This is a genomic window from Paenibacillus sp. FSL H7-0326 (genome assembly GCF_001955535.1).
GTDB classification, from domain to species: Bacteria; Bacillota; Bacilli; order Paenibacillales; family Paenibacillaceae; genus Paenibacillus; species Paenibacillus shunpengii.
On sequence record NZ_MPVN01000004.1, the window covers coordinates 401080 to 421348 of the forward strand.

Here is a 20269-nt window from a genome sequence, read left to right on the forward strand (position 1 = left end):
GAGGTGACTATTTTGAGTTTTGAACAATTAGGTATTAAGCCGGAATGGAGCGAGGTTCTGCGTCAGCAGGGAATTGCTACCCCAACACCGGTTCAGGAGAAGTCCATTCCGCTTGCCCTTGCGGGTTCGGATGTGATTGCAGAGGCACAGACAGGAACAGGCAAGACGTTTGCATTTATGCTGCCTATTCTGCAGCGTATCCATGCGGAGGATCGATCCCCACAGGCTCTAATCATTGCACCGACCCGAGAGCTTGCGCTGCAGATTACGACCGAAGCGAAGAAGCTGACGGAAGCGAACGAAGCCATCCGAGTGCTTGCTGTATATGGCGGTCAGGACGTGGAGAAGCAGCTGCATAAGCTGAAGGGCGGAGCCCAAATTATTATCGGTACGCCAGGAAGACTCATTGATCATCTGGGCAGAGGAACGCTTGCGCTGGACAAAGTGAAGATTCTCGTTCTAGATGAGGCCGATCAAATGCTCCACATGGGATTCTTGAACGAGGTGGAGACGCTCATCAAGGCATTGCCCTACAAGCGTCAAACGATGCTCTTCTCTGCAACCATGCCGACGGGCATCCGCAGACTGGGCCGCACCTACATGAAGGAGCCGATTGATGTTAAAGTCAAATCCGACTCTGTGATTCCTATTAAGCAGATTCGTCAGCTGGTCGTAGAATGTACGGACCGTACGAAGCAGGAAGCGCTCATTGGTGCGATTGAGCAGTATCGTCCATACCTGGGCATCATCTTCTGCCGTACCAAGCGCCGTGCGTCTGCGCTGAATTCAGCGCTTCAGGACTTGGGATATGCGAGCGATGAGCTTCATGGCGATCTATCCCAAGCGAAGCGCGAGACGGTGATGAAGGCGTTCCGAAATGCCAAGCTGCAACTGCTTGTCGCTACGGATGTCGCTGCTAGAGGGCTGGATGTGGAAGGCGTAACTCATGTGTTTAACTATGACATTCCACATGACCCGGAGAGCTACATTCACCGGATCGGCAGAACAGGGCGAGCAGGCGGCAAGGGACTAGCGCTTACCTTTGCCGCACCGAAGGACAAGCCGGAGCTCGCACGTATTGAGCAGGGCACAGATCAGCGTCTGGACCGCATTGGCTGGCAGAGCGGCTATGCCGGCGAGCCGGGCTCGCTCCAGAAGTTCAGCGGCGGAGGAAGCACAATCGATACACGCAAAGTGCGTTCGGATGCGAAGCGTGACGGTGGCCGCTCCGGCGGACAGGGCAGCGCACGTAAGTCAAGAGACGATAGCGGAGATCGCGCTCGCAAGGGCACAGGCGGGCGTTCAGGCGAACGCCAGGACAATGCGCGCGGATCACGCAGTGATGGCGGATCCGGCGGTCGTGGAGGTCAAAAGCGAGCGGATAAGGATCGCCCATGGCGTGCAGACAGCAAGCCGAGCTCTGGCCGAGGCAGTGGCAGCAGAGATGGACGAGGTGGTCCGTCCTCATCGGGACGTTCCGGCAAGCAGACGGGAGGCCGTCCAGGTCCGAGCTCTAGCCAAGGAGGCTCTGCTGCAGGGCGTGACAGCCGCAGGGGCGGAGGACGCAGAGGCAGGTAACGCTTTGTTAAATGAAATAACCATTTAATGTGACACACCTTCTAATTCCAGGCTTAAGATGAACTCTTTAGCTTACACTAGAAGGTGTGTTTTTTGTGTGAGCATCGATCACAGTACTTGACAAATGATAATGATTATCAGTATCTTTAAATAGAGTTTTAATTTAAACGCTTATTTTCATTGATCACTCATCTGATCTTCATACGAAATACATTTCATTTACATACATCCAAGATTTACGTTTCTGATTGACAACCATTCTAAGGAGATGATCGCTCATGTTTCGTTTAGAAACGACCGGACTGTCTATAGCCTATGAGGATAGACTTATTGTTGAGGATTTGAATATCCAAATACCACAAGGGAAAATCACAGCCCTTGTTGGAGCTAATGGATCGGGGAAATCGACAATTCTCAAAACGATGGCACGTTTAATGCAGCCGAAGGCGGGTCAAGTATTATTGGACGGCAAATCCATCCATAAGCAGTCAACGCGTGAAGTGGCAAAGCAGCTGGCTATTTTGCCGCAGAATCCTACAGCTCCGGAAGGTCTGACGGTAACTGAGCTTGTATCCTATGGTCGTTTTCCATATCAGAAGGGCTTCGGTTCACTCAAGGAAGAAGACAAGAAGATGGTCGAGTGGGCCATTGAAGCGACAGGCTTGAATGAATTTCATGATCGTCCCATTGACCAGCTGTCCGGTGGTCAGCGCCAGCGTGCATGGATTGCGATGGCACTTGCTCAGGATACCGACATCTTGTTCCTGGATGAGCCGACAACCTTCCTTGACATGGCGCATCAGCTAGAGGTGCTTCAGCTGCTGGAGGAGCTCAATATCAGCTCACAGCGTACAATTGTCATGGTTGTGCATGATCTTAACCATGCTACACGCTATGCCCATCATATGATTGCAATCAAACAGGGTAAGGCAGCGGCGATCGGATCTCCGCAGGAGGTCATGACGTCAGATGTCATGCGTGAAGTGTTCGGGATAGAGGCCGATATTATTACTGATCCGCGTACAGGCGTTCCGCTCTGTCTGCCATATGCACTTGCAGGTAAAGATAATGCGGGTCTTGTGGGCGCAACGAATTCGATTCATACCCAGATTCGTCAAGTGGCGGGTGTGTAAGGCACCAGACCTCGTGAATTTTTGAGTCTAGGGAATTTTCGAGTCCGGGATTAAACCATTCATTAAGGCTTCCTTGCGGGAGGCCTTTTTTGTTTCACGTCTGGATTTGGTATGATTAGAGCTGTAAGACGAACGGGTAAATATTAGATGAGATTAAGAAGGAGGCACAAGAACATGTCAGTATATGGTTACACTGCAGTGACAACGGCCAATCAGGAGGTCCCTCTTGATATGTACACTGGGAAAGTGCTGGTTATTGCGAATACAGCAAGCAAATGCGGGCTGACGCCGCAATACGGTGAGCTTCAGCAGCTCTATGACCGTTACAAGGATCAAGGGCTTGTTGTACTTGCATTTCCTTGTAATCAGTTTGGCGGGCAGGAGCCGGGAACCAGCGGCGAGGCAGAAGAGTTCTGTCAGATCAATTACGGTGTGAATTTTCCGGTCTTTGCCAAAGTAGAGGTGAACGGAGAGAACACGCATCCCTTGTTCCAGTATCTCAAAGAGCAGGAGCCTGGTGCTGGCGAGACCAGCGACATCCAGTGGAATTTCACGAAGTTTGTCATTGATCGGGATGGACAGGTGGTTCAGCGGTTTGAGCCGAAGCAATCTCCAGAAGAAATGACCGAGCTCATCGAGAAGCTGTTGTAGGTAAATTTTATATTATTTTGAAAAAAACGAAGCTTGTCACCCATTGATGGAATCAAAAGATTCTATGGGATGACAAGCTTTTTATATTGAGATCATGCTTTCCATATATCGTGCTGAATTGAAACGGCTGATTTGTAAATGCTAATACCGATCCACCTGTTTAAGTACAGGTGAAGAAGATTTGGTAAAGGCATAATTGCTGCTTCGCCTGCTGCGAATGATCATCCAGGCAGCGATAAGAAGCACGAGTCCATTAAGGACGAAGATCCAGCGGATCGGCATCAGGCTGCCAAGCAGACCGCCGATAATTGGCCCTGCCATGGTCGCGAGCTGCGAAGCGGATTGATTGAGGCTGAAGGCTCTTCCTCTGAATGCGGAATCCGTCGTTTCCACGATGAGTGCATTAATGGTTGGATACACGGCAGCAAAAAACAATCCGTATCCGAACCGAAGCAGGCCGAAGCCGACATAATCGCTTACAAGAATCTGAAGCATGTTGCCAAGTCCGCCGCCGACAAGTCCAATAATGAGAATTTTGGAGTAGCCGATTCGCTGTCCAATCTTGGCCCACCTAGGAGCCATAATGATGGTCGCGATGCCGACGGAAGAGAAGATAATTCCAGAGGTCAGGGAGGCTTCATCAACCGATACACCCATCTCCATGACGTATACGGTAAGAAGCGGCTCCAGAATCATGACAGAAAAAGTCGTCACGGCCATAATGGCGAGCAGTGCCATGAATGGTTTATTGGCAGATGCCTGCTTAATATCATCCCGTACTCTTGAACGGGCGGCAGAACGATTGAAATTATGCTCTTTGACAAAGAAGGTAGCAATGAGTGCGGACACCAGCACAATCAGGGCAGAGAACAGAAAAGCATTGCGGTTACCGTAGTAATGGCTGACAACTCCGCCAATCAAGGGACCGATGATGCTGCCGGTAGCTCCTGCGGTCGACATGATCCCGAGAGCATATCCGGTTTTGGCCTCCGGTGTGTTTGTGGCTACAAGCGCAATGGAAGCAGGCACAAAGCCTGCAAGCAGCCCCTGGAAGATGCGAACCGCAATAAAGACATAAGGATCGCGCACAAAGTAGCTGATTAAATACAGGAAGGCAAGCGCAAATCCTGAGCGAATGAGCATCGGTTTTCGCCCGTATTTGTCAGCAAGAGAGCCCCAGTAAGGGGATATCAGTGCACTGGCGAGAAAAGTAATCCCAAAAGCAACCCCGGCCCACAGCTCGATATAGTCTTCTCCGACATCCAGCTCGGTATTCATAAATATGGGCAAGAAGGGGATGGAGATGGAATAAGCTGTGCTGCAAAAAAAGACACCGACCCATAGCACAAACAAATTCCGTTTCCAAGAGAACTTCATAACGTGCAGCTCCTTTCCTAATAAAATAAACCGTATTTCGCGGCTGATCCGCTAACAGGTCTCATTCTACTCCTAAAATATGGAATCGCCAATGGCAGCAGGGAGGTCCAGCTGTCTTTCGGGGAACGAAGGAGCACGGTCCAAATGTATCAATTCCCTTTCTAATCAAGGCTTTCTGAGTTCATTTGTTTTCTTTAGCGGCCTTATAAACAAAATTTTTTGTAAAAAGTTAAACTTGGGCTTGAATTGTGAAATGTGTCACATTATAATAAAGACATAGACATAGTGAAATAAATCACAATTAACAAAGGCAGGATGCTTCAGGGCAGAGCTTCGATGGATGGTTATTAGCTTAGCTTGACGAAATAAAGCCCTGGCATCGTTAACCCTATAGTAGTGAAATATTTCACATCACAACCATAAAGCTCTTTTTTAACCTTAAGGAGGTATTTTAGAATGAAAGTAGCCGTTATTGGATGTACACACGCTGGGACAGCAGCCATTATTAATACAGCAAAGCTTTATCCAGATGCCGAAATTACCGTTTATGAACGTAATGACAATGTTTCCTTCTTATCCTGCGGGATTGCACTATATGTAGGCGGGGTCGTTAAAGATCCTCACGGGTTATTCTATTCTTCACCTGCACAGCTGCAGGAGCTGGGCGTCAAAATGCGTATGCTCCATGAAGTAACTGAAGTAGATACGAAGGCCAAATCACTAAAAGCACGCAGCGTGAACACAGGTGAGGAGCTTGTGGACACTTATGACAAGCTGATTGTGACGACTGGATCCTGGCCGATTATTCCGAATCTTGAAGGGATTGATCTGAACAACGTGCTTCTGTGCAAGAACTATGAGCACTCCAATACGATTATTGCCAAATCTCAAGATGCACGCCACGTAACCGTTGTAGGTGCAGGCTATATCGGTATTGAGCTGGTCGAAGCATTCCAGATGAATGGCAAAGAAGTAACGCTGATTGATGCAGAAGACCGCATTCTAAGCAAGTATTTGGATGCTGAATTTACCGACCGTATTCAGTCCGACCTCACGGACAAGGGTATTCAGCTTGTGCTTGGCGAGAAAGTGAGCCGCTTCGAAGGAGAAGAGGGCAGCGTGCGTAAAGTCGTTACCGATAAAGGCACTTACGAAACCGATCTGGTCATTCTGTGTATCGGATTCCGTCCGAATACCGAGCTCTTAAAGGGCCAGGTTGACATGATGCCGAACGGAGCGATTCTGGTGGACCGCTACATGCGCACCAGTAATCCTGATGTCTTTGCAGCCGGAGACAGCAGTGCGATCTACTACAATCCTACTCGACAAGCATCCTATATTCCGCTCGCCACCAATGCGGTGCGCATGGGTACGCTCGTTGCCCGCAACCTTAAGGGTCCTGTGACCCGCTACATGGGAACCCAAGGTACATCAGGGATCAAGATTTATGAACAGAACATCGCGGGAACAGGCCTGACAGAAGCTGGGGCATTAGCAGCGGGACTTAAGGTCGAGAGCGTTACTCTCGAGGACAGCTATCGTCCGGAATTCATGCCTACGGCAGAGAAGGTTCTGATTAAAGTGATATTTGAGCAGGAATCCCGACGGATCGTTGGGGCACAGCTGATGAGTGAAGCCGAGCTTACACAGTCGATTAATACCTTGTCCGTATGTATCCAGAATGAGATGACTGTAGATGAGCTGGCGTTTATCGACTTCTTCTTCCAGCCGCACTACAACAAGCCTTGGAACTTCCTGAACAGTGTAGGACAGAAAGCACTGAAGCCAGTTGATGCCCAAGCTCAAGAGAAGAAGGAAGAGGTTCTCGTTTAATAATCCTATATTTGATTGGACTTATCGCCGTCAGTGCATTATGCTCTGGCGGTTTTTTCATACGCTAAGAATTGCAGTTTATTCTAAATCGTCTTATCTGCAAGTGAAGACTACGAATAAGAATACCGATCCAGTATTTATGTTTGTGAATTTATTAACAATCGAGAGCTTGAAAAAGCGATACAATGGAGCTATGGGTTAATGTAAAAGAATAAGGAGGATGGCTCATGGCAGCTCAGAAACCTAAAGACATTGCTGAACTTACAGCGGATACCGGCTTTGCCAAAGCCCATAATCCACTATCTGTCGTCTTGATCCTCGGCTTTTTGGCGGGTGTATATATATCGCTTGGATTTCTGCTCTATATCCGGGTCACCGCAGCGGCTCCCGAGGCTTGGGGCAGTATTACGAATCTAATTGGGGCGCTTGTATTCCCCATTGGCCTGGTGCTGGTATTGATCGCCGGAGGAGAGCTCCTGACGGGCAATATGATGGCGGTATCTCTGGCAAGATTGCGAGGGCGGATCTCTACACTTCTGCTCATCCGAAACATGGCGCTTGTCACGTTGGCAAATTTCGCGGGGGCCATTTTTGTTGCCTATTTTTTCGGTCATGTGCTGGGGCTGACAGGTGAAGGCGTCTATCTGGATAAAGTGGTAAATATGGCGGGACATAAGCTGGAAGACAGCTTCCTGCAGGCTTTTATTTCGGGAATAGGCTGTAACTGGCTTGTGGCACTTGCGGTGTGGCTGTCTTATGCAGCAGATACGATGAGTGGAAAGGTGCTCGGGATCTGGATTCCGACAGCGGCGTTTGTAGCCATTGGCTTTCAGCACGTTGTCGCGAACATGTTTCTCATACCCGCCGCCATATTTGAAGGACATTATTCCTGGAGTATGTACCTGACTAATTTCATTCCGGTTTGGCTGGGCAATTTTGCAGGTGGAGCCGTGTTTGTAGCAGGGGCCTACTATTTGGCATATCTTCATGAACAGCCGCATGGCAAGCCTCTTGCACAGGGTGCCAAGGACAATACTAAAATTCGCCATGTCTAGGTTCGGGGGAACGAAACCTTTACATGACGAATTTTCGGGAGTGGTCTATGATACGGCACTTGGAGGAGGGGTCTTCCTAACTCCTAACTGCCTTGATTTTTATTACCCTTGCATGGAAATGATGAAACAAGCGAAAAAAATATTTTTGATTAGATCAGCTCGTGTGAAAAGCGGTTACTGCCAGTGGCGGGAACTGCTTTTATTTTTTGTCACACTTTGACGATTATGGAATCCGGAATTATGATAAAAGAACTGGTTTGAGCGACTTTGAAACTTAAGAAGTGCTATGAGAAAGGAGAGGCAAGCTGTGATTAATGAACAGAATGGAATATTTCCTGCCGTATGTCCACTAGATTGTCCCGACACCTGCGGACTGCTCTTGCATAAGAAGGAAGGCAAAATTGTGAAGGTGACCGGCAACCCGGATCACCCGATTACCAAGGGCGCCATTTGCAACAAGGTCCGAAACATGACAGAACGTATATATGATGAGAAACGTCTGAAGTATCCTTTGCGGAGAACGGGTCTCAAGGGCGAAGGCAAATTTGAGCGGATATCCTGGGAGGAAGCGATCAGCGAGATTACGGAACGTTTCATGGCTATATCGCAGAAATACGGAGCAGAAGCTATTTTGCCTTACAGCTTCTATGGCAATATGGGGATTCTTGGTGTAGACGGAATGGATCGGCGCTTCTTCAATGCGCTTGGTGCAAGTCAGCTGGAGCAGACCATATGTAATGCAGCCGGCACTACCGGATGGAAATATACGATGGGTGCGAACCGGGGGACTGTGCCGGAAGAAACAGAGCATGCTGATGTCATTATCGTGTGGGGCGGAAATATTATCAGCACGAACATGCATCAGGTAGTCCTTGCAGAGAAAGCGCGTAAAGCAGGCGCTAAGGTCATTGTCATTGATGTTCATCGCAACCGCACGGCACAGTGGGCGGACTGGTTCGTACCGCTGTATCCCGGAACCGATGCCGCACTCGCACTCGGCATGATGAACGTGCTGTTCGAGAAGGGACTCGTAGATGAGGCATTTTTGCAGCAATACACAGTAGGTCACGAGGAGCTTCGCGAGCATGTTAAGGACTATACACCAGAGCGGGTATCTCTCATTACCGGTGTTTCTGTGGAGGATATTGTGAAGCTGGCAGAGACCTATGGTCAGGCTAAGGCAGGCTATATCCATATTGGGAATGGCCTTCAGCATCATGATAACGGGGGAATGAATGTACGGGCTGTTGCGTGTCTCCCCGCGCTGACAGGAGCTTGGGCGAAGCTGGGGGGTGGAGCCTCTCGATCCAACGGAGGCTACGCGAGCTTGAACAGCGATGCGCTGGAGCGTCCGGATCTCAGAGAGAATCCGGATGCACGAAGCATTAACATGAACCAGATTGGCGCCGCCCTTCATGATGAAGAGCAGCCGATTAAAGGGATGTTTGTATATTGCTCGAATCCGCTCGTGGTCGCTCCGGATGCGAAGCGGGTTGAGCAGGGCTTTGCGAGAGAAGATTTATTTACGGTGGTTCATGATCTCTTCATGACAGACACAGCCAAATATGCGGATATCGTGCTTCCGGCAACCTCTAATTTTGAGAACACGGATTTGTACAGCTCGCCGTGGCACCAATATATGCATATCCAGGAGCCGGTTATTGCGCCGCTTGGCGAAGCCAAGAGCAATGTGGAGTTATTCTCGCTGCTTGGACAAGCTATGGGGTTTGATGAAGCAGCCTTCCGTGAGACGGAGCTGTCCATGATCGAGGGAGCACTAAATTACCCGGATAATCCATACTTGAACGGGGTGACGCTGAATAAGCTGAAGGAGCAGCGATTCGTGAAGCTGGATATGTCTGAGTATGAACAGTTTCTTGATCATCTGCCTACTCCTTCCGGCAAGATTGAGCTGTATTCCAAGGTGATGCTTGAAGCAGGTCTGTCACCTCTGCCTGTCTATGCGCCGCTTCATGAAGGATATGACGGCGAGCATCCGGCAGGAAGGGAAGACAAGTATCCGCTCATGTTTCTCTCGCCGCCGAATCATAACTTCTTGAACTCGACGTTTGCAAACGTAGAGAAGCATCAGAAGATGGAGAAGCAGCCTATGCTGCATATCCATCCACGGGATGCTGAGCATAGAGGCATTGAGGAGGGAGATCAGGTCGTTGTATATAATGACCGGGGAACTTATCAGTTAACAGCCAAGTTAGGTGAAACCATGCTGCCCGGTACAGTCATCAGCCAGGGTCTCTGGTGGGAAGGAGCGGACGGCAGACAGCGTGCGAACGTGCTGACTCCGGACCGATTATCCGACATGGGCAGAGGGGCTACCTTCTTCTCAACAACGGTTCAAGTCATCAAGCAAGAAGTTTAATCATACAAAGTTAACGACAACGTGGGAGAACAGAACATGAAATGGCTTGAACAATATCCGAAGGAAGTCAAAGTATTCTTAATTGCCAGCCTTGTCAATGCAACCGGCAGTTCATTAATGTGGCCGCTCACCACAATGTATGTATTTGATGAGCTGGGCCGGAGCATGTCACAGGCAGGCTTTGTCATATTGATTCAATCCCTGGGCGGCATATTCGGTCAGCTGCTCGGCGGAGGCTTATACCATAGAATAGGTGTGAAGAAGCTGATCGTCGGGTCACTGCTGCTGAACGCCATGGGGCTCTTCACGCTGCCATGGATCAATGAAGTATGGTGGCTGTTTGTAGTCATGATGGGCCTCATCGGGCTGTTTAACTCCTTGTCTCTGCCTGCCATTCAAGCCTTTGTCGGCTTTCGGTTTGCTGATCGCAGAGGCGAGCTGTTCAACGTCATCTATGTCGCTCAGAATATCGGGGTTGCGCTCGGGACAGCGCTCAGTGGATTCCTGGCCGATATATCCTATCATTTGAGTTTTATCATGAACGGTGTCACTTCAGCTATATTTGGCGGGTATTTCTTTATGTATTTAAGCAAGGTGGATCGGGAGCAGGGGACGACCTATGTGCCGGCACAGCATAAGAAGGTGAAGCTGCAGGAAGAAAATACCTGGTATTTGCTTCGCAACGTCCGCCTTTACCTGTTTATCAGTGTGGGTTCCTTGTTCATTCTGCTGGGCAACTCCATCTGGAATACAGGGGTGTCGCCCTTCATCATTGAGGAAGGGATGGAGAAAAAAGCGTACAGCCTGCTGTGGACAATGAACGGGATCCTTATTTTTGTGGCTCAGCCGGTCACCTCTCTGATCAAAAGATGGTTTGCTCAGACTTCGTCTGCCCAGCTGATTGTAAGTGCGATATTCTACACGGCAGGCTTTGCTGTTATTGCACTGTTCCAGCATTATCCTGGTATGATTCTGGCGATGATTCTCATTACGCTTGGGGAGATGCTGATCTCACCTGCTACACCGGCGTTTATATCTGAGTATGGAGGAAAGGCAGCACCGTTCTACTTGGGTGTATCCGGAGGCATTGCTGCGATTGGACGGGTTGCAGGACCTTATGCGATGGGAATCATGTATGATGCAGGAGGACTATCGCCCGTTGCCTGGTTTGCTGCCATTACAGCGGGAGTCAGTATTATCGCTTTTGTAATTCATGCCAAAGTAAACGCATCAAGGAGTCATGCTCTGCAGGAGGAATCAGCCGTTCTGTAAGACTATCAAAAAAGCATCCATAGAATCAGACTGTTTCTGAGGAGTCCGCCGGACTTTCGGGAACAGTCTTTTTTGTGCGGGAAATCACACATTTTTCACCCTGTATAACAATAATTTATCCCTTATCTTCTCTATCGTTTGCTGTTTAAATACTAGGTGAGGATTTGTAAATTCCCTGTTAAATTTGGATGGAGGACCGTCTGTGAATGAAGTGTCCAAGGGAAGGGTCCGACCCTTTTATGAAAGGAGTGGTGTAATTCACCTAAATAGCACAGTTTGTTCAGACTCTTTTTTCTAATACGATGTAAGCCCGCATGAGCATCAGGAAGACCTGGTTATGCTCGAAAGATTAACAGAATAGTACAGGAGGGATTTTACTTGAATCAGGCCGTTCAATTCCGCCGTGTAATGACAATCGCTTTGGTCATTCTTCTCATTCTTCCGTGGCTTGCACCAAGAGCTGACGCTGCTGCCCAGTGGCAGGCAGGGATCGCATACAAGAAAGGAGATATTGTCACATATCAGAACAAGAATTATGAATGTATTCAGGCTCATACAGCCCTAACCGGATGGGAGCCGCCGAATGTGCCGGCATTGTGGAAGGATGTCGGAGATGGTACGGGAGGAGAGAACCCAACCCCGGCTCCGGATACAATACCGCCTTCCGTTCCAACGGGACTCGCATCAACACTTATAACGGAGACATCCGTTCAGCTGATCTGGATCGCCTCCACAGATAATGTAGCCGTAACCGGATACGAAGTGTACCGAAATGGCAGCCTTGCAGCCAGCACTTCCTCGACATCTGCTGTTATAAGTGGACTTACCGCCGGTACAACCTATGCTTTCACCGTTAAATCCAAAGACGCGGCAGGCAATCTCTCCACTGCTAGCAGTCCTCTCAGTGTAACCACCTCAACGGGGCCTTCGAATCCGGGTCCTACACCGACCAGCAGCAAATGGCTGATCGGATACTGGCATAACTTCGACAATGGATCCACCAATATTAGACTTCGCAACGTTTCACCAGCCTACGACATTGTCAACGTCTCCTTTGCCGAACCTGTCTCACATGGCAGCGGTACTCTCGCTTTTACACCCTACAACTCCACCGTAGAGCAATTCAAATCGGATGTCGCCTATCTCCAAAGTCAGGGCAAGAAGGTCCTTCTCTCCATGGGAGGCGCAAACGGGACGATCGAGCTCACCGATGTGACTAAGCGCCAGCAGTTTGAAGAATCACTCAAATCGATTATTTCCACTTATGGCTTTAACGGGCTTGATATTGATCTCGAAGGAAGCTCGTTATCTCTTAACGCGGGAGATACGGATTTTCGCAATCCGACAACCCCTAAGATCGTGAATCTCATTAATGGAGTCAAGGCAGTCAAAGCCCATTTTGGTGCTGATTTTATCCTGACTGCTGCACCTGAAACGGCTTATGTACAAGGCGGATATTTGAGTTATGGAGGTCCATGGGGCGCATACCTGCCGGTCATTCACGCCCTGCGTAATGATCTGACGCTCCTGCATGTACAGCATTACAACAGCGGCTCGATGGTGGGCTTGGACGGACGCTCTTACTCCCAGGGGACAGCTGATTTCCACGTTGCCATGGCTGAAATGCTGCTGCAAGGATTTCATGTTGGCGGAAGCGGAGGGCCTTTCTTTAGTCCACTAAGACCAGACCAGATCGCGATTGGGGTCCCTGCTTCCCAGCAAGCGGCAGGAGGTGGCTACACCGCGCCAGCCGAGCTGCAGAAGGCGCTGAATTACTTGATTAAAGGTGTTTCATACGGTGGTTCTTATACCCTTCGCCAGCCTGCAGGCTATGCAGCGATTAAAGGGATTATGACCTGGTCTATCAACTGGGATGCCTATACGAATAATCAGTTCTCGAACGCGCATCGTCCGTTTCTGAACGGATTTAGCACGCAAACAACGAAGGAGGCCGTGTACTAATGCCAAAGTCGTCTCGTCATCGTCATGCTGCTGCCAGAGTCGCCAAGTTATTTTTAGGATTATCCATGCTCTTATCTATTTTCATTCCTTCGCTTGCATTAACCTCAGCTAAGGCAGAGGCCGCTGATGCTTATAAAATTGTCGGATATTATCCGGCCTGGGCAGCCTATGGCAGAACTTACAATGTAACGGATATCGATCCAACCAAGGTGACGCATATCAATTATGCTTTTGCTGATATTTGCTGGAATGGGATTCACGGAAATGCTGATCCTACAGGTCCGAACCCAGTAACCTGGAGCTGTCAGGATGAGAAGGGACAGACGATCAACGTACCGAACGGTACGATTGTACTTGGCGATCCCTGGATTGATACCGGTAAGCAGTTTGCAGGAGATACATGGGATCAACCCTATGCCGGCAACATTAATCAGCTGAATAAACTGAAGCAGATTAACCCTAATCTGAAGACAATTATTTCCGTTGGCGGCTGGACGTGGTCTAATCGTTTCTCCGATGTCGCGGCAACCGCGGCAACTAGAGAGACCTTTGCCAATTCGGCGGTAGATTTCCTGCGGAAGTATAACTTTGACGGTGTAGATCTGGACTGGGAATACCCGGTTTCAGGCGGACTTGAAGGTAACAGCAAACGCCCTCAAGACAAACAGAATTACACGCTCCTGCTTAGCAAAATCCGTGAGAAGCTGAATGCAGCAGAAGCAGTGGATGGCAAGGATTATCTGCTGACGATCGCAAGCGGAGCCTCCCCGAGCTATGTAGCCAATACGGAGCTGGCGAATATCGCATCTATCGTAGATTGGATCAACATTATGACATATGACTTTAATGGTGCATGGCAAAAGATCTCAGCACATAACGCGCCGCTGTATAATGACCCGGCGGCTGCTGCCGCAGGTGTGCCTGATACCAGCACGTTTAATGTCTCGGCTGGGGCACAGGGACATCTTGATGCAGGCGTGCCTGCAAGCAAGCTTGTACTGGGCGTGCCATTCTACGGCCGCGGCTGGGATGGCTGTACACAGACGAGTAACGGACAGTATCAAACATGCTCGGGTGGTTCCTCCGTAGGAACATGGGAGCCAGGCTCATTTGATTTTTACGATCTGGAAGCGAACTACATTAACAAGAACGGATATACGCGTTACTGGAACGATACGGCCAAGGTTCCTTATCTGTACAATGCATCGAATAAGCGCTTCATCAGCTATGATGATGTGGAATCCCTCGGACACAAGACCGCTTATATCAAGAGCAAAGGACTTGGCGGAGCGATGTTCTGGGAGCTGAGCGGAGACCGTAATAAGACACTCCAGAATAAGCTGAAGGCGGATCTGTCTACCGGAGGCACAACGCCGCCTCCTGCGGATACGACTGCACCAAGCGCTCCAGCGAATGCTCGATCGACGGCGGTTACGGCAAGCTCCGTGACGCTCGCATGGAACGCTTCCACAGACAACGTGGGGGTTACCGGCTACAACGTGTATAATGGTGCAAACCTGGCAGCAACCACTACAGGTACAACGGCTACGGTCAGCTCGCTTGCGGCGAACACTTCTTACACCTTTACGGTGAAGGCGAAAGACGCCGCCGGCAACTTATCAGCTGCCAGCAATGCAGTAACTGTGAAGACTTCCAGCACGACACCGCCTTCCGATTCGACGGCTCCAACCGTACCGGCTAATCTGACCTCCACAGCCCAAACGACCTCCAGTGTCTCACTGAGCTGGGCGGCTTCCACGGACAATGTCGGTGTGACAGGGTATGAAGTATACAATGGAGGGAATTTGGCAACGACAGTAACCGGAACTACAGCGACAATCAGTGGTCTTGCGGCAAATACCACATATACTTTCACAGTGAAAGCGAAGGATGCCGCCGGCAATCTGTCTGCGGCAAGCAGCGCGCTTAGTGTGAAGACCAAGGCGGAAACAGGTAATCCAGGTGCTTCACCTTGGCAAGCGAATACAGCATATACGGTTGGTCAGCTGGTGACCTATAACGGCAGCACATATAAATGCCTGCAAGCCCACACTTCCTTACCGGGCTGGGAGCCTGCGAATGTGCCGGCCTTGTGGCAGAAGCAATAGCTGCGAGAAACGGCAGTACAAACGGCAGTACAAACATTTAGCACAAAATCAGCTGCAACAAGGAGCTCAGGCGGCGGCCAGATCAGGAGGAGTGTAATGATTTCTATCCATTTGGTAAGCCAAACCACTGCATTGAATTCATTGTTATAGTAACCGTAATCAAAACCATAAGAGACGCTTCCGGTTTTTTCTCGGAGGCGTCTCTTTTTTACGTCTTATGCACGTTGAAATACAGCGTTACATGTCATTTCATCTGTGATTCTGTCAAAATCCTGTGATAGAATAGGAAAAAACGCTTTAGTCAGGCGCATTCGCTGAAAGAGCGTCAATAGAAGGGTTGGATTCATGTGATTATTATCCAGGAGGCCATAGAGGTCCGGCTATCGCATCTAAGAGATGCAAGACAGCTTATGGATCTGGATGCACTTGTATGGGACGAGCATACCGCACCTGGACCGGTCCAATGGACATCGAGGGAGCAGTATCTGAACGCTTGCCCGCCAGGGAGTCAAATCATCGCGGTTAGGGATACTCGCGTTGTCGGCTATGTTGGATTCAGAGCACCGACTGGACTGAGAAGCAATGCACATGTGTTGGAGATTCATATCGCTGTCCATCCTGCCTACCAGAAGCAAGGGATTGGGAGCATGCTTATGGATTCGGTGAAAGAGCTGGCGAGAGAACAACAAGTGAAGAAGCTCCGTTTAAGAGTGCTGTCCCATAATAGAAGGGCGCTTGCATTCTATCAGAAATGCGGCTTTATTGAGGAAGGCCGTCTGCTGAATGAATTCTGTATCGGCGGTAAATACGTTGATGATATATTGATGCGCTATTTGTTGAAGTAATGGATGGACTGCGTTACTTAATTGGAGTGAAAAATTAGGCGACCGTCTGATTCTTATTGTAAGAAGCAGACGGTTTTTTTGCTGTGGTGAGAAACCGACAGGTGATAGAGAAATCATTGAGAAATGAACCGATTTTTGTTCTCAATTGTCTATATAGCATCAGATAAAGAGAGGGGTGAAGTCATTGACCGAACGAGAGCTGTTTGACTCGTACCATAAGGACGTGTACAGAACATGCTACTACATGCTAAGGCATGCACAGGATGCCGAAGATGCATGCCATGATATTTTTATTACGGTATTCCGTCAGCAACAAGACTTTGCAGGTAATGGGGAAAACAAAAGGATGGATGTGTACGAGAATTACCAGGAGCGAATGAGCTCGAGCTTTATGCTTATATGTACGGTATCGAGCAGCCAGAAGCTGTGCTTCGTGTAGCTCTCACTGACGGCGAATAAACATACTGATTCATAGCTATTCTAGATGCAGCAATAGGAGAGTTCATTCGAATTCAACATTAAGCGAGGCTGTCCGCAAGCAGGACAGCCTCTTTGTTCATATTCTTATATTAGAGTTAGCTTATTCCCGATATTTCGTTTCGTGCACTGTCTGCGGCGCCTGCTGAGGTCCGAACTCCACCTTGGCGGAGATTCTTTTGCTTGATGCCTGTGTGTTCTCTGTGCCTGAATTTAGCTGCGCTTGATTGCTGTATGGACTTGCATTCAGCGCCATTCCCATCGTTAAAGTCATCGCAAGTGAGCTGGACATCACCCATTGCGACATCGTCTTATTCATGTGTTCATACCTTCCCTTCCTAATGTGGGGACATGTATACTTTAACCAAACGGGATGAAGTCAGGATGAAGAGAAGCTTAAGCTCACATTAAAAATAGAAAAGGCCTATCTGCATAGGCCTAATCATGTTCATTATGTAGTATAGATCGTTACCGGAGCAGCTTCCATTCGCTTTGGAGCATGCCATACACGGCATGGTTCACATAGCCCTGCGGCAGCTTCTCTGCCTCCCGGACAATCCCTTCGAGGACAAATCCGAGTCTCTCTGGAATTCCGCGGCTCTTGTGATTACCAGTAGCGCAGCGGATCTCCACCCGGTTCAAATCAAGCTCAATGAGCGCGTAATCTACAAGCGCGCGGCAGGCCGAGCTCATGAGTCCCTGACCTTCATGATTTTTGCCAAGCCAGTAGCCGATGCTCACAGATCTGTTATTCCAATCAATTTCATGAAAGCCGATCACGCCGGCAAGCTCATCTTTGACCCAAATTCCAGCTGTGAATCCACCATTTTCAGAGCCTTGCTTGAGCGAATTTTTGATGAAATTAACGGAATGCTGTTGTTCAACAATCTGATCTACCCATGGCAGCCATTCGCGCAGCCGCTCTCTGGATCGATCTGTAAGATTAAACAATGCACCAGCGTGCTCGAGTGACAGGGGTCTTAATTCAATATCTTCATCGACCTTGTATGCAAACATCATCAAACCTTCTTTCATCCATAGAGTAAAATAGATAGATCAATACTTTTATATGAGTTAGATTTATCTAGATAACGGGATTTTTTGCTCCAGTGCATAGATATCGTCTTCCATGGATACCATCCGCTGATTGACGAGTGTGCGGCAGTCACTTAGTGCCTGATTATATATATAGGGAGAAAGTGATGTCAGGAAGAAATCAAGCATGCTGTCTGCTGCCAGCTCACCGATGGTTTCTCCCCGCTCTTCTTCAAAATGCTGCTGGATTAGACGAATCATGTGCTCTTTCTGCTCTTTGGGCAATTTTGTAGCCTTCATCAAATATACTCCTTTTACACCTCATTTTCCTTCATGCTACCTTATATTAGGCGAACCGTCAAAATGACATTTACAGATCAATAACAAGCACATTATGTAGAAAGGAGGTGCCGAATATGCCCATGCGTTCCTTTACCAAAGTACTGCTCTGGCTGTCGATGATTAGTATGGTGGTCACTTTGGTTATGCTGTGGATGACAAGAGAAAATATATTAGCCGTCCTATTTATCCCGATGATTGCAGCGACTCTGTATGCTCCGAATGGCATGCTCAGCAGTACGCTCTCCTGGGTAATTCTTGTATCGGGGTACCTGCTGCTATTCGCAATTCTCATACTGGATATGTACCTTATTCGGTTTATCGCCCGTATTTTACAAAAAGCAATGAGAGGGAATTCCCATCTTTAAAGAAATGTAATTGTTATACTGGATTCGATATGTCAGAATCATTGCGGTGCGCTGAAGTTAAAGGTATATTTATTAGATCAGGATTATGCATTATTCGATCATATTTAAGGTATAGTCGATACAATTTACGAGAGAAAGGTTGATAATTGTGGAGAAGTCCTTAACCCCCTCCAATTTTATAAAAAACGTGATCTCCGAGGATCTTCGTGCAGGTAAAGTGAAGGAAGTTGTCACTCGGTTCCCGCCCGAGCCGAATGGATATCTACATATTGGACATGCCAAGGCCATTTGGATTAATTTTGCGCTTGCTGAAGAATTTGGCGGCAGTACCAACTTGCGCTTCGATGATACGAATCCGGCAAAGGAAGACGAAGAGTATGTGAAATCCATTCAGGAAGATGTGAAATGGCTCGGCTATGAATGGAAGGAAAAAAGATTCGCATCGGATTATTTTGAACAAATGTATGAAGCGGCAGTCAAGTTGATTAAGAAAGGTCTTGCTTACGTCGATGATCTGAGTGCGGACCAAATCCGCGAGCTGCGCGGAACATTGACTGAGCCAGGCAAGAACAGCCCATACCGTGATCGCAGCGTTGAAGAGAATCTGGAGCTGTTCACACAGATGCGAAACGGTGAATTCAAGGACGGCGAGCGTGTGCTGCGTGCCAAGATTGACATGGCCTCCCCGAACATCAATCTGCGGGACCCTGTTATTTACCGGATTGCTCATGTCACTCATCACAATACCGGAGATCAATGGTGCATTTATCCGATGTATACCTTTGCCCATCCGCTGGAGGATGCGATCGAGCATGTGACTCACTCCCTCTGTTCCCTGGAGTTCGAGGACCAGCGTCCGTTCTACGATTGGGTCATTGAGCATTGTGAAATGGATGCAAAGCCTCATCAATATGAATTTGGCCGTCTTAATCTGGCCCAAACCGTAACGAGTAAACGCAAATTAAAGCTCCTCGTGGACGAAGGGCATGTCGATGGCTGGGATGATCCGCGGATGCCGACCATCTCGGGACTTCGCCGCAGAGGCTATACGCCGGAAGCGCTGCGGGAGTTTGTCTATGAGACAGGAATCTCCAAGAGCCAAGGCCTGGTTGATCTGCAAATGCTGGAGCACTTTATCCGCGAGGACTTGAAGCTGAAGGCACCTCGTACAATGGCTGTGCTTGATCCGATCAAGGTCGTTATTACGAATTATCCAGAAGGTCAAACCGAAATGCTGGAGGCAGAGAACAATCAGGAGAATGAAGAGATGGGCACTCGCCAAATTCCGTTCTCCCGCGAAATCTACATTGAGCGCGAGGACTTTATGGAGGATCCGCCGAGCAAATATTTCCGTCTGTTCCCTGGGAACGAGGTTCGTCTGAAGCATGCCTACTTCATTAAATGTAATGATGTTATCAAGGACGAAGAAGGCAACGTTGTTGAGATTCACTGCACCTATGATCCTGAAACGAAGAGCGGTTCCGGCTTTACCGGCCGCAAGGTCAAAGGCACGATTCACTGGGTGGAGGCAAGTCAAGCGATTCCGGCAGAATTCCGCCTGTTCGAGCCGCTGATCAACAAGGAAGAGCCGGAAGGCGATACAGAGCTTGAGGAGGAAAAAGAAGCTTCGGTTGCAGCACCTAAGTCATTCCTTGATGAGCTGAACCCGAATTCGCTGACCATCGTTCACGGCTATGTCGAGCCGAATATGGCGGATGCCAAGCCGCAGGACAAGTTCCAGTTCTTCCGCCATGGCTACTTTAATGTGGATTCCAAATATTCGGAGCCAGGCAAGCCTGTGTTTAACCGGGTTGTGTCACTGAAGAGCTCCTTCCATTTGCCGAAGGCGTAAAATG

The 20269-nt window shown here is 48.8% G+C and carries 16 protein-coding genes and 1 pseudogene; 13 read left to right on the top strand and 4 right to left on the bottom strand.

The genetic code is table 11. The annotated features are described in order from the left end of the window. Positions 1–9 precede the first annotated feature (9 nt). From BK126_RS20725 to BK126_RS20735, 3 genes are all read left to right on the top strand, one after another. Positions 10–1578, top strand: a complete 1569-nt coding sequence (locus BK126_RS20725) for a DEAD/DEAH box helicase (protein ID WP_076314605.1) — start codon at positions 10–12, stop codon at positions 1576–1578. Between the two features lie 278 nt (positions 1579–1856). Further along, the gene (locus BK126_RS20730) at positions 1857–2711 is read left to right on the top strand and encodes an ABC transporter ATP-binding protein (protein ID WP_076314445.1); all 855 of its coding nucleotides are present in this window, start codon (positions 1857–1859) and stop codon (positions 2709–2711) included. 174 nt (positions 2712–2885) lie between these two features. Continuing rightward, on the top strand, positions 2886–3362 hold the full coding sequence (locus BK126_RS20735) for a glutathione peroxidase (protein WP_076314446.1): 477 nt from the start codon (positions 2886–2888) through the stop codon (positions 3360–3362). 141 nt (positions 3363–3503) lie between these two features. Here BK126_RS20735 and BK126_RS20740 read toward each other — a convergent pair whose 3' ends face one another. After that, positions 3504–4739 carry an MFS transporter gene (locus BK126_RS20740; protein ID WP_076314447.1) on the bottom strand — a complete coding sequence of 412 codons (1236 nt, stop codon included), beginning with the start codon at positions 4737–4739 and terminating at the stop codon, positions 3504–3506. A 456-nt stretch (positions 4740–5195) separates the two neighbouring features. Between BK126_RS20740 and BK126_RS20745 the strand changes: the two genes are divergently transcribed. The 8 genes and pseudogenes from BK126_RS20745 to BK126_RS20780 all read left to right on the top strand — a co-directional run. Further along, positions 5196–6572 carry an FAD-dependent oxidoreductase gene (locus tag BK126_RS20745; protein WP_076314448.1) on the top strand — a complete coding sequence of 459 codons (1377 nt, stop codon included), beginning with the start codon at positions 5196–5198 and terminating at the stop codon, positions 6570–6572. A gap of 227 nt (positions 6573–6799) precedes the next feature. After that, positions 6800–7627, top strand: a complete 828-nt coding sequence (locus tag BK126_RS20750) for a formate/nitrite transporter family protein (RefSeq protein WP_076314449.1) — start codon at positions 6800–6802, stop codon at positions 7625–7627. 286 nt (positions 7628–7913) lie between these two features. Beyond that, complete coding sequence (locus BK126_RS20755) at positions 7914–10007, top strand: molybdopterin-containing oxidoreductase family protein (protein WP_076314450.1); 2094 nt, start codon at positions 7914–7916, stop codon at positions 10005–10007. Between the two features lie 36 nt (positions 10008–10043). Further along, the gene (locus BK126_RS20760; protein ID WP_076314451.1) at positions 10044–11279 is read left to right on the top strand and encodes an MFS transporter; all 1236 of its coding nucleotides are present in this window, start codon (positions 10044–10046) and stop codon (positions 11277–11279) included. A 408-nt stretch (positions 11280–11687) separates the two neighbouring features. Then, complete coding sequence (locus BK126_RS20765; RefSeq protein WP_076314606.1) at positions 11688–13241, top strand: carbohydrate-binding protein; 1554 nt, start codon at positions 11688–11690, stop codon at positions 13239–13241. Then, complete coding sequence (locus tag BK126_RS20770; protein WP_076314452.1) at positions 13241–15349, top strand: glycosyl hydrolase family 18 protein; 2109 nt, start codon at positions 13241–13243, stop codon at positions 15347–15349. The genes BK126_RS20765 and BK126_RS20770 overlap by 1 nt, the downstream gene beginning before the upstream one ends. 347 nt (positions 15350–15696) lie before the next feature. Then, positions 15697–16194 (top strand): GNAT family N-acetyltransferase, encoded by a 498-nt coding sequence (locus BK126_RS20775; RefSeq protein WP_256702964.1) that lies wholly within the window; start codon positions 15697–15699, stop codon positions 16192–16194. Positions 16195–16378: 184 nt separating this feature from the next. Then, positions 16379–16504: pseudogene (locus BK126_RS20780) on the top strand (RNA polymerase sigma factor); the annotation flags it as partial. 270 nt (positions 16505–16774) lie between these two features. On the opposite strand, the gene BK126_RS20785 reads toward BK126_RS20780, so the two are convergent. The 3 genes from BK126_RS20785 to BK126_RS20795 form a co-directional block, all read right to left on the bottom strand. Then, on the bottom strand, positions 16775–16990 hold the full coding sequence (locus BK126_RS20785; RefSeq protein ID WP_076314453.1) for a hypothetical protein: 216 nt from the start codon (positions 16988–16990) through the stop codon (positions 16775–16777). A 149-nt stretch (positions 16991–17139) separates the two neighbouring features. Then, on the bottom strand, positions 17140–17688 hold the full coding sequence (locus tag BK126_RS20790; protein ID WP_076314454.1) for a GNAT family N-acetyltransferase: 549 nt from the start codon (positions 17686–17688) through the stop codon (positions 17140–17142). Between the two features lie 63 nt (positions 17689–17751). Beyond that, positions 17752–18006, bottom strand: a complete 255-nt coding sequence (locus BK126_RS20795) for a DUF2164 domain-containing protein (protein ID WP_076314455.1) — start codon at positions 18004–18006, stop codon at positions 17752–17754. A 116-nt stretch (positions 18007–18122) separates the two neighbouring features. On the opposite strand from BK126_RS20795, the gene BK126_RS20800 reads away from it, so the two are divergent. Both BK126_RS20800 and BK126_RS20805 read left to right on the top strand, forming a co-directional pair. Beyond that, a complete protein-coding gene (locus tag BK126_RS20800) occupies positions 18123–18413 on the top strand; it encodes a hypothetical protein (protein ID WP_076314456.1) in 291 nt (96 codons plus the stop codon). A gap of 148 nt (positions 18414–18561) precedes the next feature. Beyond that, positions 18562–20265, top strand: a complete 1704-nt coding sequence (locus tag BK126_RS20805; protein ID WP_076314457.1) for a glutamine--tRNA ligase/YqeY domain fusion protein — start codon at positions 18562–18564, stop codon at positions 20263–20265. Positions 20266–20269: the final 4 nt, after the last annotated feature.

What these genes read in the sequence shown, in the direction of transcription:
- BK126_RS20730 (WP_076314445.1), top strand. Translation starts at nt 1,857, where the DNA reads ATGTTTCGTTTAGAAACGACCGGACTGTCTATAGCCTATGAGGATAGA.
- BK126_RS20735 (WP_076314446.1), top strand. Translation starts at nt 2,886, where the DNA reads ATGTCAGTATATGGTTACACTGCAGTGACAACGGCCAATCAGGAGGTC.
- BK126_RS20740 (WP_076314447.1), bottom strand. Translation starts at nt 4,739, where the DNA reads ATGAAGTTCTCTTGGAAACGGAATTTGTTTGTGCTATGGGTCGGTGTC.
- BK126_RS20745 (WP_076314448.1), top strand. Translation starts at nt 5,196, where the DNA reads ATGAAAGTAGCCGTTATTGGATGTACACACGCTGGGACAGCAGCCATT.
- BK126_RS20750 (WP_076314449.1), top strand. Translation starts at nt 6,800, where the DNA reads ATGGCAGCTCAGAAACCTAAAGACATTGCTGAACTTACAGCGGATACC.
- BK126_RS20755 (WP_076314450.1), top strand. Translation starts at nt 7,914, where the DNA reads ATGAGAAAGGAGAGGCAAGCTGTGATTAATGAACAGAATGGAATATTT.
- BK126_RS20760 (WP_076314451.1), top strand. Translation starts at nt 10,044, where the DNA reads ATGAAATGGCTTGAACAATATCCGAAGGAAGTCAAAGTATTCTTAATT.
- BK126_RS20765 (WP_076314606.1), top strand. Translation starts at nt 11,688, where the DNA reads ATGACAATCGCTTTGGTCATTCTTCTCATTCTTCCGTGGCTTGCACCA.
- BK126_RS20770 (WP_076314452.1), top strand. Translation starts at nt 13,241, where the DNA reads ATGCCAAAGTCGTCTCGTCATCGTCATGCTGCTGCCAGAGTCGCCAAG.
- BK126_RS20785 (WP_076314453.1), bottom strand. Translation starts at nt 16,990, where the DNA reads ATGAATAAGACGATGTCGCAATGGGTGATGTCCAGCTCACTTGCGATG.
- BK126_RS20790 (WP_076314454.1), bottom strand. Translation starts at nt 17,688, where the DNA reads ATGTTTGCATACAAGGTCGATGAAGATATTGAATTAAGACCCCTGTCA.
- BK126_RS20795 (WP_076314455.1), bottom strand. Translation starts at nt 18,006, where the DNA reads ATGAAGGCTACAAAATTGCCCAAAGAGCAGAAAGAGCACATGATTCGT.
- BK126_RS20800 (WP_076314456.1), top strand. Translation starts at nt 18,123, where the DNA reads ATGCCCATGCGTTCCTTTACCAAAGTACTGCTCTGGCTGTCGATGATT.